This is a genomic window from Barnesiella sp. (assembly GCF_022723415.1).
In the GTDB taxonomy this organism is placed as follows: Bacteria; Bacteroidota; Bacteroidia; order Bacteroidales; family Barnesiellaceae; genus Barnesiella; species Barnesiella intestinihominis.
The window spans coordinates 1-15,670 of record NZ_JAIJHU010000013.1; the positions used below are offsets into that span (position 1 = coordinate 1).

The window sequence follows — 15,670 nt, forward strand, 5'->3', positions numbered from 1 at the left end:
GGTATAAAATTTTATACCCATCATTCTCAAACTATTTTCTAAGTTTTTTATTTATTCACCATACTATTTCGAAAGGCTCGAAGTCATTTGACCGAAATAAAGTTTTTTTCAACAACTACTTTCTTGGTATCATACGTCTTCTTGACAATATAGAGTCCCGATACAGACGGGGAAGTCACTTCGATTCCCTGCATCGTGTAATACTGAACACGAACGATTTCACCGCCATTGGTTTCGGCGGTTTCTATGGCACTGCCGTCATTAACTTCATACGGTCCTAAATCAACAGCTGCTCCAAAAATACGGGCATTACCGTCCAAATCGGTATCATACCCTTCGATAGCGGGATCATCGCCGGCATCGATACAGGGGCTACCCTCAGCTAAACGGAAATTACCGTTCGCTGCATCAACAAACATAGGATCGGAGGTAATTGCACTGGCACTTACTGTATTCTCTGGAACACATACCACATTGATGGTTACTCGGTTGGGAAGTTCTCCGTCGGTTTGAGCGTTTCCGAAACGAATATTGGCATTACCTGTACCATAATCGTCATCTCGACAAGTGTTACCCCATGCGATACAGTTTGATACGACAGCCCTCATTCCATCTGCATTTTGAGACTGGAATCCGAAACCGCCACCCAATCCTTTTACATGATTGTCATAGGCTGTACAATTAATTATATAAGCCTCCTTTTCGGTAGTACACACACCACCGCCGACATTTTGGTTATTATTCGATCCATTCACCCTATTCCCTACGATAAGACTATTAATCAAATACCCCGACTTAATGGCAATACCACCCCCTTGATGATAATAAGAACTTTCGTCATCATCTGGAGTTGTATAATTATTCCGTATTATACAATTAACGACTACGGCATCTCCCGGATCGCCAGAAGATTCCAAGCAAACACCACCGCCAACACCCATTGACCATACGGAATTATCTTCTTTCAGCCACGGATCTGTCGTCGCGATGTTATTCTCAACGATACAGTTTTCCAACCGACCGTTCCACACATAAGCACCACCGCCAACACCTCTCTGTGGAATACGATTTCCCTCCAACAAACGTTTAGTCCCGTCGATAGCTTTATTATCGTGTATGCGACAATACTTGGCCACACCGCCCCCGCTATTGATATAAAGTCCGCCGCCACGAGCTATACCGGTAGTCTCTTCCGAAGCGTCCCCGCCAGATATATCAAAGCCATAAATCGTTGCCCCTCCGTCCAAAAGGACGACACGTTTACCATCGCCTTTCAAAAAAGTTTCAAGACCTTCGGCCGAAGTATATGTAGGCGGTTCGGTTTCAGTCCCCTCACAGTTACCATATACGGTTGCTGCCACTTTCAACGCAAAGCTACCGGTATAAGTACCTTTTGCCACATAAATCTCATCTCCTTTCGCAGCCCATGAAAGAGCATCCGCCAAAGGAGCGGCACTATTCCACGACATACCATCACCCACGCCGTTTTCGGTCACATAAATAACTTCGGCATTCATTGTTGACAAACCTCCGATCAACATCAATACACCCGCAAGTAAAAAAAGCCTTTTCATGTCACTAAAATTTAAGATTAATAATTATGTTGTAAAGACGATATATTCGCAATTTTATACCCACTTCTCCCTATTAAAGTATTACTCATTTGGCAAAAGGACTTACCAAATCATCTTTTAACGTGATTTCCATAGCTTCTTGAAAATGGGTCTTGAAATAATTTATATAATGACAGAAATTGTCAGGGTCATACGAAACCTTCAAATTCGTTTCGGAACAGAAACCGGTAACTTCGGGCACGACATAATTACCGGCATATTTAAATTTTCGATTGGCGATAGCTCGATGCAAAGTTTTCAATTGTTTAATCATTCCATCGTTTACATCAACAACATTCGCTTTATCAAACTCAACCACAATTTCGTACGACTTATTACAATCGGCATTCGATATAGGAATCGAAACCATGAACTCTTTACCGCAATATGACCATTCACTGGAATTGGGCAACACCGTATAATTTACCTTCATGCCATTTAAGCTAACCGATCGAGGCATTTCGGCTCCATACAACCGGACGAGATAATCTTTCGAATGGTTCATTCCTCGATAATGACCCTCCCTCGGAGCAATCTTAATCCGTTGAATACGATTTTCCAATTGCGACGTTACCCGTGTTGTAGCATACTCCGCAACATATCTCTGATCATTACCTGCATCTTCATAAATAGAAAACTCACCCGCCGCACCCGGGAAAATACCGATAATTTGTTTCTTCGGATTATCGTCCAAACTATTCACCTCTTTTCCATACATGGGAATTACAGCACCGGCTTTAACATAAATAGGATATTCTTCGATAGAAAATTGTCGGATAAGTTCCTGTCCGCCGTTCAATAACGTGCCCGTATGCCATTCATACCAGTCGTTACCGGCCGGAAGCCAAACCTTCACATCAGATACCCCATTCTCCATCGGAGCCCCGATTGGAGCTACCAAAATATTATCCCCGAACATGTACTGGCGAGAATAAGTATATGCCCGCTCGTCTTCGGGATAATCATAATACATTGGGCGGCACAGCGAAACTCCTGTTTCATAAGTCTCCCTTGCCATCGTATAGATATAAGGGACTAATTGATAACGCAATCTTACAGCGTTATACAATGCGTCGAAATATTCGTCGCGGTATCTCCATATCTCTTTTACCAACGATGGATCCTTATTTGAGTGCGTTCTCAAAATCGGGCTCAAAGCGCCATATTGTACCCAACGGACATACATCTCAGGATCAAATTGATAAACATTATCGTCTTCGATGAACTTATGCCCTCCTATATCGTGACTCCAATATCCATAAAGAACATTCGAAGCCGTATTGGTAAAATAGGGCTGATATTCGAGCGTATTCCACGTAATATAAGCATCTCCCGAAAAACCTATTTGATAACGATGATTTCCCAAGCCTCCCCAACGGTGATAAATCAATGGACGCTTATCGGTATTGCGTTTCATATCTTCAAAGAAAGTATAATTGAGCCACCAAGTGTTATTCAGTTTCTCTATATCCTTATCGAAAACCCATTGCTGCCAATCGAGCCACCAAAAATCCACACCTTGCTGTTCAATAGGATGCAACACGACATCGAACAACGTACTCATAAACTTCTTATTAGAGCCTTGCCACGGAATATTTTCATGAGTAGATATATCGAAATTCATACGTTTCGCAAAATCTTTGTATTGGCTTTCAAAGGGAGCGATACCCGATGCCGGATGCAAATTCAAGGTCGTTTTCAGATGCTTCGACTTGGCCCAGTCAAAAAATTGATCGGGATCGGGAAACAAACGCTTCTCCCATGTATAACCGGTCCAATGTTTACGTTGTCCCCATTTGTCCGGTTTGGCGAATAAACTATCGGTCTCATGCCAATCCATATCGACAACCAACACATCTAACGGAATATTGAATTTCTCGAATTGCGAAACCACATCTCTCATCTCATTGTCGGAATATGCCCAATAACGCGACCACCAATACCCGAATACGAAACGAGGAGGCAGTGGTACTTTTCCGGCAAAAAGAGTAAAATCTTTGAGGGCAGCTTTATAATCCGAACCATAAGCCATAAAATACCAATCTTGTACCGTTCTGTTCTCCCGCTCTTTTACCCACGAAAAATCGCTATTATCGAACAACAAACCGGACGAATCGTCGATAAGAGTCCAACCGTCACGAGACAAAATACCGTCCTCCAACTGTAACTCGTGCCTCGGTTCGTTCCTCTTAATAAAGGTCGTACCGTCCATACGATCCAATGTGCGGGCAGTCCCTTTCAAATTCTGCTTTTGAGTAACACTCGGATTCCACGTAAAGGGTCTTTTTTTGTTCAGATATTTTATCTCTAAATTTTCTTTTGAAAATTTCCCTGTATTCAATTTATATGTCAGTTCCAATTCGTCCGTTCGAATCGTCAATTTACCTCCCCTTATAATTTTCTTAAACTCAGGGACCGGCAAATTCCGATTAATCACAATAAACGAACGCTCATCGGTGAACCTATGCAAAGAATCCCACTCCATACGGATAACACGCGGTGTCAAAACGGTAAATCGCACATCACCTTCCTCGACTACGGCTGCCGGATTAGCAACAGCATCGTTACCTGAACTATAAGCGACTAAGGGAAATAAAATCACGAAAAAGAAAAACAAAACATTTTTTTTCATGGATATCAATTTAAGCTATAACAGTTTTTTATGAGTTAAGACGATAAAACCAGAAAAATATACCCAACTTTATATATTCAATTTATCAATATGATTCAACCGAATGACAACTGCCATTTTTAATAATTCCTTTTTTATCTATCTTTGTATTTACAAAATGAATAACCATGAATAAATCATTATTGACACTAAGTTTAATACCCATAGCCTCGGTAATGCATACATACGGTACAAGCCATGTACCCGATAATCGTCCGAATATCATTTTATTTTTGGTAGACGATATGGGGTGGCAAGATACGTCTCTCCCCTTTTGGACCCAAAGAACCATGTATAACGAGCGTTATGAAACGCCTAATATGGAAAAATTGGCTCAGCAGGGTATGATGTTCACTCAGGCCTATGCTTCCAGTATAAGTTCTCCCACCCGATGCAGCTTGATGACCGGGTGTAATGCCTCGCGCCATCGAGTCACGAATTGGACTCTACGGAAAAACACGAAAACCGATGCCGTCAGCAATACTCTGGAAGTTCCCGATTGGAACTACAACGGCATAGCACAAGTTCATGGAACAAACAATACCTTTATCGCTACTTCTTTCGTGCAATTGTTAAAAGACAACGGTTACCACACGATCCACTGCGGGAAAGCCCATTGGGGTGCAATAGATACTCCCGGAGAGAGTCCCTACCATTTCGGATTCGAGACCAACATTGCAGGACATGCGGCCGGTGGCCCGGCAACTTACCTGAGCGAGCGCAATTATGGATACGACGAAGCAGGCAATTCTACATCGCTGTTCTCCGTCCCGGGATTAGAAAAATATTGGGGAACAGGCACATTTATGACAGAAGCTCTCACCCAAGAAGCCTTAAAAGCCCTCGATAAAGCTAAAAAATACAATCAGCCGTTTTACCTCTACATGTCGCATTATGCCATTCATGTTCCCATAGACAAAGATGTCCGTTTCTACGACAAATACAAAAAGAAAGGATTGTCGGACAAAGAAGCGGCTTATGCTTCGCTCATCGAAGGAATGGACAAAAGTCTAGGAGATATTATGGATTGGCTGGAAAAGAATGGTGAAGCCGACAATACCATCGTTATATTCATGAGTGACAATGGAGGATATGCGACAGGAAGCGGTTGGAGGGACGAACCTCTGTATACCCAAAATTTCCCGTTAAAATGTGGAAAGGGCTCTGCATACGAAGGAGGAATACGCGAACCTATGATCGTCCGTTGGCCCGGCACGGTACAACCCGGCACACGGTGCAACGACTATTTGATTATAGAAGATTTCTATCCTTCTATTCTCGAAATGGCCGGTATCGACGATTACGATGTTCCACAAGAAATCGATGGTATCAGTTTTGTTCCTCTGCTAAAACAGACCAAAAATCCTTCGCAGGGACGCAGCCTTTATTGGAATTGTCCGAATATATGGGGAGAAAAAGGACCGGGAATAGGACCGTCCTGTACCATTCGAAAAGACAATTGGAAAATGATTTACTTCTACGAAACCGGAGAAAAAGAACTATACGACATACCGAACGATATAGAGGAGAATAACAACGTGGCAGCTTTATATCCTCAAATAATAAACAAGTTATCCAAAGAGCTCGGCAAATTCTTACGACAAACGAACGGACAACGCCCCTCTTTTAAAAAAACAGGGAAACCTTGTCCCTGGCCGGACGAAATTTAAGACATAATTACAGGACTATTAACAAGGGCAATAGATAGATGTCTATTGCCCTTCATGTTTTCTAACGGAAATATTATTCTATCTTGATTTCAAAAGGTGTAGCCGGAAGTCCTACCGAATTATATAAATTGGCATCATCGGGATTATCGCCCCATGCATACCGCACCGACACCGGGTCTATCACATCGGGACATGAAAGAACAACCCGATCTTTCCCTGCCACCTTAGCCTGCACCCATTTATATACTCCATCATTTCCGGCAACGGCGAAACTCATTAAATATCCATATTTGTTTTTTACAATCAGCCCATCAGCTACATTGTCGAATTGTACGACAATTTTGTCTTGCACCCGACGAACGGTCTTAGGCATAGGACTTTCACAAACCACATCGGAAAATCCATAATCATTATGAAGGGCATGCAAAGCCAATCTACGTCCTACCTCCTGTTTATTTTTAGGGTGAATGTCTTTTGCTTCTCCTATATCGATAATTACGGCCTGACCGGTATGAGATAAAGAAAGTGTTTGCGTTTGGGCTTCACGAACTTGCGCCCACAAACTTTCCGAAGGGACTTCAACTACATCCATATAATTAGCAAGTTGAACCCAATAAAATGGAAAGTCTTTCCCCCATTTTTTTCTCCAATCATTAATCATAGCAGGGAACAGGTGGTAATACTCTTTGGCTCGATTGGTATTATTTTCGCCCTGATACCATATAACTCCTTGCATACTCAATCCCACCAAAGGATTAACCATAGCATTATAGAGTAATGAGGGATAAGCATTAGGCCCATATTCTACAAAATCGAAATCGGAATTTGAAGCCGAAACTTTATATTTCCATTTTCCGGATAAAGGAATAGTCTTATCCCCGACCTTCAAATAAATTTCATTCGCCGGGCCATACAAACCTCCACCGCCTCTATAATCCGATATTTTTAAAGTAATCTCATTCGATTCTTTCAAGACACCGGCAGGAACACTGTATAGGCGTCGCACGTCGTAACCGACGGTCTCTCCTATTTTTTGTCCATTAATCCATGTAATATCATCATCGTCAATCACATGCAAACTCAAAACCGCCTCTTTCCCTACATAATTCTCCGACAATGTAAAACGACAGGTTTGCCACACCACTCCATCGAGAGAGACCAGTTCTTCTTCGGACCATAGTCCGGGAACACTCACTTCTTTCCAATCGTCTTTGGAATACGAAGGCAAATACCACTTTTCAGAAATACCCGGTTCGGCTTTCATCGATTCGATAAATTTAGCTCGATTTTCATCGCTACGGCGAACGTATTCCTCGAATTGCGAAGAACGCATACGATCTTGCAATCGTTTGTACTTGGGGAACTTGTCGATAGCATCCATACTCATCCAGCTTTCAATATCAGTTCCACCCCACGAAGTATTGATAAAACCGATAGGAACACCCAATTCCCGGTATAACTCACGGGCGAAGAAATAACCTACTGCCGAAAAATCACCAGCACTCCCCGAATCACATACTCTCCACTCACCCTGCAAATCGGAAAGCGGACGATGCGACATCTCTTGTTTCACATTAAACGAGCGCAAAAAAGAATAATTCTCGGCGTCTGCAATCTCTTTTTCGGCATTCATCGCAGCATGTAAACGGAACTCCATATTGGATTGCCCGCTACATATCCAAACTTCGCCCAGCAAAACATCGTCGAAAGCGAGGCATTCTTTTTTCCCTTTCACGATTAACGTATAAGGGCCACCGGCCTCCATAGGACGCAAAGTTGCGTACCATTTACCCGATGCATCGGCACGGACACTCGTCTTCTGCCCATTCAGTTCGACAGTAACTTTTTCTTTCGGGCTCGCACTCCCCCATAAATTGATTGCCTCGTTTCGCTGTAAAACCATGTGGTCGGCAAAGATGTGCGGCATGGAAAGTTCGGCCGAAAGCCTTGCAGAAAACGTTCCACATAGGAAAACCAATACCAAAAACGAGAAAGCCTTTTTCATATAAATATCGATTAAAGATTAATGTGTTGCAGTCTCTAATTTAAGTTTATGACTCCCCGTAAAGAAGATCGTATCGCCGTTATACGTCACATTGTCTCCCAACGGGGTAAACGTTGCCGACACACATTCGGGCAAATCGAACTCATAAAGAATATTACCCTCGTCGTCCCGTTTCCACGAAGTCGAAATGCAACCGTAAGGTGTCTCATGTTCGATTTCGAGATAGTCCAAATTTTCGGGGAAATACGGACGTAATGAAACATGCCGGAAAGCCGGGTTCGATTCATCGATTCTCAAACCTCCCAACGTTTTATACAACCATGCCCCGATCTCACCGAACATGATATGATTCAACGAATTATCGATAACGACATCGATTCGCCAATTTTCATGTAAGGTCGTCGCCCCGTTCTTTATCCAATACCCCCAAGAAGGATATGTTTCTTGTGTAGCCACCCGATAGGCTGTTTCGGGATAACCGTTATCAGACAAGGCTCCGAGGAGAGCTTTACTACCCAGCAACCCTACATCGATATGGCACGAATCCTGTACGACTCTGCGGTTCAATTGCTCTGCCACTTTCTCCCTATATCCATCGGGAACAATATTCCAATAAAGAGGCATAGCCAACTCTGTTTGAGTACCCGATGCATAAAGACCGGTCTCTTTGTCCAAATAACGGTCGTTGATCGATTCTTTTATCCTATCGGCAAGCGCTTCGTAATAAACCGCATCATCGACATAACCGAAGAGTTTAGCAGCTTTCGCCATAATAGATACATCGGTATAATAATAAATAGAAGTAGTCAAAGTCACATCGCTTTTACTTCTCACCGGGATCCAATCGCCAAGTCCCCAATCGGTCAAGTTATCTTTGGAAATAGACTCGATATAAGCTACATATTTCTTCGCCGAAGGATACATACGCCGCATAAGAGTCTCATCACCATAAAACCGATAAATTTCCCACGGGATAATGATAGACGCGCTTGTCCAATCCACGCCGTTCGCCCAATCGAATCCCCATACCGAAGTCGGTACGATACAAGGATAAACACCGTTTTCACGTTGCTCGTCTATAAAATCGAGTAACCACTTCTCATAAACCGTAATCGCATCGAAATTATACAAAGCCATCTCTATGGCAATGTGTGCATCGCCCGTCCAACCATTTTTCTCCCGTTGCGGACAATCCGTAGGATAACCGAACAAATTATCCAAATAGGAATTATTGGTGGCCGTCCATATTTTGTTCAACAAATCGGACGAAGAACGAAACCGTCCTATCTCCGGCACATCGCTGTGCATCTTCAATGCTACGATACTATTTTCATCGAGAGCTATCGGTTCGGACGAAGTCACCTCTACATATTGGAAACCCTTATAATTGAACTTAGGAGTAAATCGAGTCTCCCCGTCCCTCAATATGACGATATCCGTTTGAAACGGGTCGCTGTCGTCGGTCGGACGATAATGGTAATCGATATTCGCTAAATTCACCGTACCGTCTTCATTCAGCATCTCCCCATGTTTCAATCGTAAAACAATGCCCGCTTTCCCCTCTACCGAAAGTTCCACCGTTCCCGCCATATTCTCAGGGAAATGATAGACAAAACAAGTATCGTTTATTTTTACAAACCGTGAAGCGTTGTGACGGACGATTTCCTTCACCGGCACAGTTAATTGAGCCTCTATTCGCTGGGTAGGAGCAGATACTTCCTTAGCATTTTTCCATTGTGAAACATCGATTCCCGATGTATTCCAACCCTCGATTTCCTGCCGTGCATCATAGTGTTCCGCCGTATAAATGCTGTTGAATATCACAGGACTGTCGGTCGTTACCCAGCTGCTATCGGTCGATATAGTTTCGATACTTCCGTCGGCATACTCGACTCGTACTTGCATAATAAATGCAGGGCGGTTACGCCACGAGGCTTTATCGAAAAACCAAACTGCCGTGGATTGATGATTATACCACCCGTTTCCCAATTGTACCCCGATGACGTTCTCTCCCTCCGACAAATTGGGCGTTATATCATACATAACCGATAATACCCTTTTGTCGAAATGAGTGTACATAGGATCCAAAAAATGGTCCCCTATGCGTGAACCATTTACAGAAAGTTCATATAAACCGGCAGCGGCGATAACCGCATAAGCATGTTTTACGTTTCTCCTCACTTCGAAATCCTTTCGGAAATAAGGAGACGGGCGATAATCCTTATCATGGCCATCGCTAATCCATCGTGCATCGCCCCATTCTTGGGGAGACATCATACCTGTGGTGAACGACGACAGCGGTGAGCAAACAAAGCGATCCTCTCTTTTCGTTTTATATCCGACTTTCCAATAATATTTAGTCCAAGATTGCAGCGAATCGCCGGCGTAAACGATCCTGCGGATATCACTCGGAAGCTCGCCGCTATCCCAACATTGGCCAGAGCCGTTTATCACTGCCATACTATCGGCAGAGACCCATACCCGACAAGACTTTACCGAATCTGTCTTCACGACCGGGATTTTCCACGACAATCTCGGCGAAGACATATCGATTCCCAACGGTTCCGACAAATACTCACACATTAAGGAATACGGAGCCTCGGGACTTGTACTGCAAGCCGCCAATATACAACCTGATAATATGCTCAATCCGTAACTAAATACCCTGTTCATCATCGCTTATATCTATATAATTAGATTTTATTTTGTTCGGCAATCTCACGGCGATTCTCCAAATCGGAAGAAATCTCGGACAATCGTTTTTCGCTCAAAGGATACCTCGAAATAAAAAGTGCCGATATTCCGGTCGCTATGGCCGGGAATATACTCATCATCAAACAAATCCCGGTCAATGCCGATTCTGATTGTATCGTATTGGCCTCGAACCCGAAATAGAACAACAGCCAACCGGTCAAAGAGCCACCCAATGTCCACCCCAATTTCTGAGACATCGATGACGATGAAAAGATAAGGCCCGTAGCCCGACGTCCAGTTTTCCATTCCGAGTAATCCGATATATCGGCATACATCGACCACAACAACGGAGAAACAATACCGGCACAAATACTAATGATGATTTGCAACACCAATATTCCATAAATGCCGTCTTTGGGTAAGAAATAGAATAGGATACTGAATATGGTAGCCCCTACCGTTGCCGTCAAAAAAGTATATTTTTTACCCATCAACCGTGTAAACGTAGGAACCAACATAATACCCAATATGTTAGCAGCTTGTCCCAAAACAAGATAAATGGTGATGAGCGTAACCGAAGCACTCATAAAGGTAAAAGAGAACGTGTCGGAGGCCTCTACATAATATTTGAAATAATAGACTGCCGAACCGTCTCGTAAAGAATTAAACCCGATAACCATGATACCGGCCACCAAAAGAATCCACCACGGTTTGTTCGTAGCCAAATCTTTCACATCGTCTTTCAAAGATGTTTTCTCTTCTTTGATAGGCTTTACCCGTTCTTTTGTCCACGAAAAAGTAAGGAAAAACATAATAGCCGCCAATATGGCAAAAACGACGGCAGCCATTTGCCAACCGAATGCCTGTGACGGAACGCCGTCGACTATTTTCATTTTACTGAATATATCGACCAACGGCTCTATCAGGAACAACACCAAAATACTCCCCCCGAATGCAAAAGTCATTCGGTATGAAGACAATGATGTACGAGTCTGCGGGTCGGGCGACATTACCCCTAACAACGAAGCGTATGGCACATTGACAAACGAGTACACCATCATCATGAGCGTATAAGTGACATAAGCATATACGATTTTCGATATTTCGGAATCTCCACCCCATGACGAAAAAGTCAATATGCCGCATAACCCGAAAGGTATAGCTCCCCATAACAAATAAGGGCGGAATTTTCCGAAACGAGAGTGCGTACGATCGCCTAAAATCCCGATAAAAGGATCGAGGAATGTATCCCAGATACGGGTAATCAAGAACATGGTTCCCACTACCGCTGCCGAGATTCCCACCACGTCGGTATAGAAAAATAACAAATACATGGTGAAGAGCTTCCAAAACATGGAAGAGGCGGCATCACCCAGACCATACCCTATTTTTTCCCTTAATTTTACGTGTTCCATGATATCTTATTTCAATATTTTTTTATTATGATCGACCATAGCGATAATAGTCCGTACCGATTCTATCGAACGCAATCCGTCGGCAGGCGTATGCAAGCAATAATCCACCAAACGGTCTACTGTCGATTCGGCAACGTGCATACGCGTATCGGACGAAGCATAGTATATGTACACTTTCCCGTCTTCATCGGCAATCCAACCGTTGGAAAACAAAACATTCGAAACATCTCCTATGCGTTCTTCATCGACCGGGGCCATGAAATATCCGGCAGGCTCTGCAATCATTTTGGTCGGATCCTCCAAAGAAGTCATGTAAAGATAGAGCACATAGCGCAATCCGGCAGCACAACAACGAACCCCATGAGCAAGATGCAACCACCCTTTTTCAGTCTTAATCGGGTGAGGACCCTCTCCATTTTTCACTTCTTTAATCGTATGATATTCCCGTTTATTGATAATTACTTCGTCGTGTACCTCTGCATGGCAAATATCATCGACCAAAGCCCAGCCTATGCCTCCACCATTTCCCGTATCGATGAAACCGTCTTGCGGACGGGTATAAAGAGCATATTTCCCATTCACGAACTCAGGATGCAAAACGACATTACGCTGCTGGCTGCGAGTCTTTAAATCGGGAAGACGCTCCCACGTTTTCAAATCTTTTGTCCGGGCAATTCCGGCCGAAGCAACTGCTGCCGACAAATCTCCCGGACGTGCATTGGGATCTTTGCGTTCGGCACAAAAGATACCGTAAATCCAGCCATCTTCATGTGCAGTAAGACGCATGTCATACATATTGGTATCGGGAATATCTGTTTCGGGCATCAAAATAGGATAGTCCCAAAAACGAAATCCGTCCACCGGGCTATCACTCTCGGCCACTGCAAAGAAAGACTTACGATCATCGCCTTCCACTCGCACCACCAAGTAATACTTTCCATTCAATTTAATAGCACCCGAATTCATCGTCGCATTGATACCGATACGCTCCTCCATATAGGGATTGGTTTTCTCGTCGAAGTCATATCTCCAAATCAAAGGAGCATGTTCGGCAGTCAATACAGGATACTTATATCGAACGTAAACCCCGTTATTTTTATTGCATTTCTCGTTTTTTCTTGAAATAAGAGCCTCATACTCTTTTCTCAATCTCTCTAACTCTTGTACCATAACCATATAATATCTTAATAAATAATCTTATAATCAACGGGCTATCAAAACCCAGTCATTTCCTCGTCCTTGTGTTGGCGATACGACTTCAAAAGCCTCACTTGTCTCGATATTTTTATAAAATATTAGTTCCCCGTTACGCGGATTAAACCACTCCAACCGAACGTTTTTTCGTTGAGTCCAACCGGACAGATTTACCGTTATGCTGTGACCATAAGGCATATAAAATAAAACATAATCTTTTCCACCGTATGCCACAGCATAATCGTCATCGGTCTGTTCCGGTCGCTCTATCAAATATTGCAATGGTCTTCCTCGGAAAAAATCGATAGCCTCACACAATTTTCTGAAATGTATCATATCGCAAGCCCCGGCTAAATCCAGGCTTTCTTTCCAAGTTGTTTGCGCATCTATCATCGGAGAATACTTATCGGAATACATCTGCCACACTTCATTACAACCGTAAGTATATCCGCAAGCTCCGCTAAACATACTTTGATACAATGTCATACGGACATCGAAATCATCGAATCTACCATTCTCCGATTTAAAATCGATAGGTATATTCTCATACCGAGGCTCCCCATCTAAGACCGGTTTGATCGGCTGTTTCTGTAAATCGTTCAGTAGCAATCGCCTATATATGGCATAATCGCGTTGAGCATGTCCGCTTTGGAACATATTGAAATCGAGCCAAGTCTCATCATGGAACCAAAAAGAAGAAGAATGTTCCCCTTGCGGGTGGTAAGTCATTAAATGCCGTTTATCACACTCCTTAATGCCCTCGGCCATCGCTTTCCAAACGGTAAAGTTCTTACCCTCTCCGCTACGATCTCCTCCGATAATCCATATAATATTGGGAGTGTCGGCATATCGACGTCCGAGCCATCGGCCATACTCACGAGCATTCGCCTCGTCGAATATCTCTGGTCCCGCACCCCATTGTTTATCCACTTTATCACCCCACGTAGGAAGTAATCCCACATAAAGCCCTTTCTCCCCGGCTATTTCTAAAACACGATCTACCCATTTGAAATAATCAGGATCGGGAGTAGACGGAGAACCGTTTATCAATGGCCTGTTAATCCCGTCCGAACCATCGAGCTCGGACAATATAACCGTTTGAATCACCGTAAACCCTTTGGCTCGACGATTTTCCATATACAGTTCCACCTCCGGTTCGTTCAATCGATAAATCAACTCCCAAGCCGTATCTCCCAAATAGAGAAACGGAGTTCCATCGGTATGTTGCAAAAAACGCCCGTTGGGAGACACACACAAGTCTCCGTGAGAAAAATCGACCGATTTACCCGACCAACTATCCGCTCGTACTTCGACAAGAGCCGGGACAATCCATGCAAGAAACAATATGAATACATACCGGGGCATATTGATCTTATTTTTGCGTTGTCAAATATTTACCCACTACTTCCATCTGCGGACGGTCTTTCCCGTCTACCGGAGTAATCGCCATAAATTCGTCTTTCGGCCACCACGGTCCGGCAGCCCAATAACAACCGTTTATATCGTTTTCCTGCAAGTAAGACAGAAATTTATCCAATACAAGGTTCCAACGCGAATCACTATCGGGAATACCATACTCACCGACCATGCCTTCGAATTTATTGGCTTTCAGCCATTCCACAAAGGGACGCACACGGTCTATACCCTTTTCAAGATAGCAAGAATCTTCATCATATCCACGTTTGTAAGTACCGGAAGCATCTGCATCGAAATAGACATGCGCCTCGAATGCCAACTTATCGGCAGGATCTTTCAAATATTTCAACGTATCGCTAAGTTCAACCCAACGTTCAGCCGAACTCCAATGATTGCCCCCCACCATAATACGAGTATCCATATCGACCGTACGAATGGAGTCTATACACAATTGCGCCATCTCGAACCAAGTCGTGCAAGAATCCAAATCATGAGGTTCGTTCATTAACCCATAAGCATAAATATTGTCAAATGATTTAAATTCCGTAGCCAGCGATTTCCAGAACGAAGCCAAATGTTCCGGTGTCAACCCGTTTGTCCCGATAATCGTATGCTCGCCATTCATATAACGACGACAATAGTTATGCAAATCCAACATGACAACCATGTCTCGCTCTGCTGCCGCAGCAACAAAATCTTTCATTTTGTCGAGATCATGACGATTCAGTTCTCCGTTCAATTCATATTGTAAACGTTCCCATTTAAATGGAAAACGCACTAATTTCAATTCCTTCTCATTCCAATAATCCAAATCGGAAGCCTGAGGATAGGTATAATCGGTATTATATACACCCGGGAAATTGGAACCGAAGTCGGCACAAGCCATATTTACACCATAAGGTTTACCTTCCGTTTTAGCTACCTTATTGCTACAACTGCACAATAACAAACCTAACGCAACTACAAAAACTACTCTTTTCATACAATATCTG

At 43.3% G+C, this 15,670-nt stretch carries 9 protein-coding genes; 1 reads left to right on the top strand and 8 read right to left on the bottom strand.

Features of this window, described 5'->3' with window-relative positions; translation table 11 throughout:
- Window positions 1-83 precede the first annotated feature (83 nt).
- Together QVD32_RS04210 and QVD32_RS04215 are read right to left on the bottom strand one after the other, a co-directional pair.
- Window positions 84-1,574 (bottom strand): choice-of-anchor Q domain-containing protein, encoded by a 1,491-nt coding sequence (locus QVD32_RS04210; protein WP_147401588.1) that lies wholly within the window; start codon window positions 1,572-1,574, stop codon window positions 84-86.
- Window positions 1,575-1,659: 85 nt separating this feature from the next.
- The gene (locus tag QVD32_RS04215) at window positions 1,660-4,245 is read right to left on the bottom strand and encodes a glycoside hydrolase family 31 protein (protein WP_021892462.1); all 2,586 of its coding nucleotides are present in this window, start codon (window positions 4,243-4,245) and stop codon (window positions 1,660-1,662) included.
- Between the two features lie 167 nt (window positions 4,246-4,412).
- Between QVD32_RS04215 and QVD32_RS04220 the strand changes: the two genes are divergently transcribed.
- Window positions 4,413-5,954 carry a sulfatase gene (locus QVD32_RS04220; protein WP_021892461.1) on the top strand — a complete coding sequence of 514 codons (1,542 nt, stop codon included), beginning with the start codon at window positions 4,413-4,415 and terminating at the stop codon, window positions 5,952-5,954.
- Window positions 5,955-6,027: 73 nt separating this feature from the next.
- Here QVD32_RS04220 and QVD32_RS04225 read toward each other — a convergent pair whose 3' ends face one another.
- The 6 genes from QVD32_RS04225 to QVD32_RS04250 are packed head-to-tail and all read right to left on the bottom strand — an operon-like array spanning window position 6,028 to window position 15,660.
- Window positions 6,028-7,959 (bottom strand): sialate O-acetylesterase, encoded by a 1,932-nt coding sequence (locus QVD32_RS04225; protein WP_118687125.1) that lies wholly within the window; start codon window positions 7,957-7,959, stop codon window positions 6,028-6,030.
- 18 nt (window positions 7,960-7,977) lie between these two features.
- The gene (locus tag QVD32_RS04230; RefSeq protein WP_021892459.1) at window positions 7,978-10,635 is read right to left on the bottom strand and encodes an alpha-L-rhamnosidase; all 2,658 of its coding nucleotides are present in this window, start codon (window positions 10,633-10,635) and stop codon (window positions 7,978-7,980) included.
- A gap of 17 nt (window positions 10,636-10,652) precedes the next feature.
- Entirely contained in the window at window positions 10,653-12,068 is a 1,416-nt protein-coding gene (locus QVD32_RS04235) for an MFS transporter (RefSeq protein ID WP_021892458.1), read from the bottom strand.
- Between the two features lie 6 nt (window positions 12,069-12,074).
- Entirely contained in the window at window positions 12,075-13,238 is a 1,164-nt protein-coding gene (locus tag QVD32_RS04240; RefSeq protein WP_021892457.1) for a glycoside hydrolase family 130 protein, read from the bottom strand.
- 33 nt (window positions 13,239-13,271) lie between these two features.
- Window positions 13,272-14,627: a glycoside hydrolase family 140 protein gene (locus QVD32_RS04245; RefSeq protein WP_287710153.1), complete on the bottom strand. Its 1,356-nt coding sequence runs from the start codon at window positions 14,625-14,627 to the stop codon at window positions 13,272-13,274.
- 7 nt (window positions 14,628-14,634) lie between these two features.
- Window positions 14,635-15,660: a glycoside hydrolase family 5 protein gene (locus tag QVD32_RS04250; RefSeq protein ID WP_021892455.1), complete on the bottom strand. Its 1,026-nt coding sequence runs from the start codon at window positions 15,658-15,660 to the stop codon at window positions 14,635-14,637.
- Window positions 15,661-15,670 lie beyond the last annotated feature (10 nt).

Excerpts from the sequence above, each read along its gene's own strand:
- QVD32_RS04240 (WP_021892457.1), bottom strand. The coding sequence starts at position 13,238 with ATGGTACAAGAGTTAGAGAGATTGAGAAAAGAGTATGAGGCTCTTATT.
- QVD32_RS04245 (WP_287710153.1), bottom strand. The coding sequence starts at position 14,627 with ATGCCCCGGTATGTATTCATATTGTTTCTTGCATGGATTGTCCCGGCT.
- QVD32_RS04225 (WP_118687125.1), bottom strand. The coding sequence starts at position 7,959 with ATGAAAAAGGCTTTCTCGTTTTTGGTATTGGTTTTCCTATGTGGAACG.
- QVD32_RS04220 (WP_021892461.1), top strand. The coding sequence starts at position 4,413 with ATGAATAAATCATTATTGACACTAAGTTTAATACCCATAGCCTCGGTA.
- QVD32_RS04250 (WP_021892455.1), bottom strand. The coding sequence starts at position 15,660 with ATGAAAAGAGTAGTTTTTGTAGTTGCGTTAGGTTTGTTATTGTGCAGT.
- QVD32_RS04215 (WP_021892462.1), bottom strand. The coding sequence starts at position 4,245 with ATGAAAAAAAATGTTTTGTTTTTCTTTTTCGTGATTTTATTTCCCTTA.
- QVD32_RS04230 (WP_021892459.1), bottom strand. The coding sequence starts at position 10,635 with ATGATGAACAGGGTATTTAGTTACGGATTGAGCATATTATCAGGTTGT.
- QVD32_RS04210 (WP_147401588.1), bottom strand. The coding sequence starts at position 1,574 with ATGAAAAGGCTTTTTTTACTTGCGGGTGTATTGATGTTGATCGGAGGT.
- QVD32_RS04235 (WP_021892458.1), bottom strand. The coding sequence starts at position 12,068 with ATGGAACACGTAAAATTAAGGGAAAAAATAGGGTATGGTCTGGGTGAT.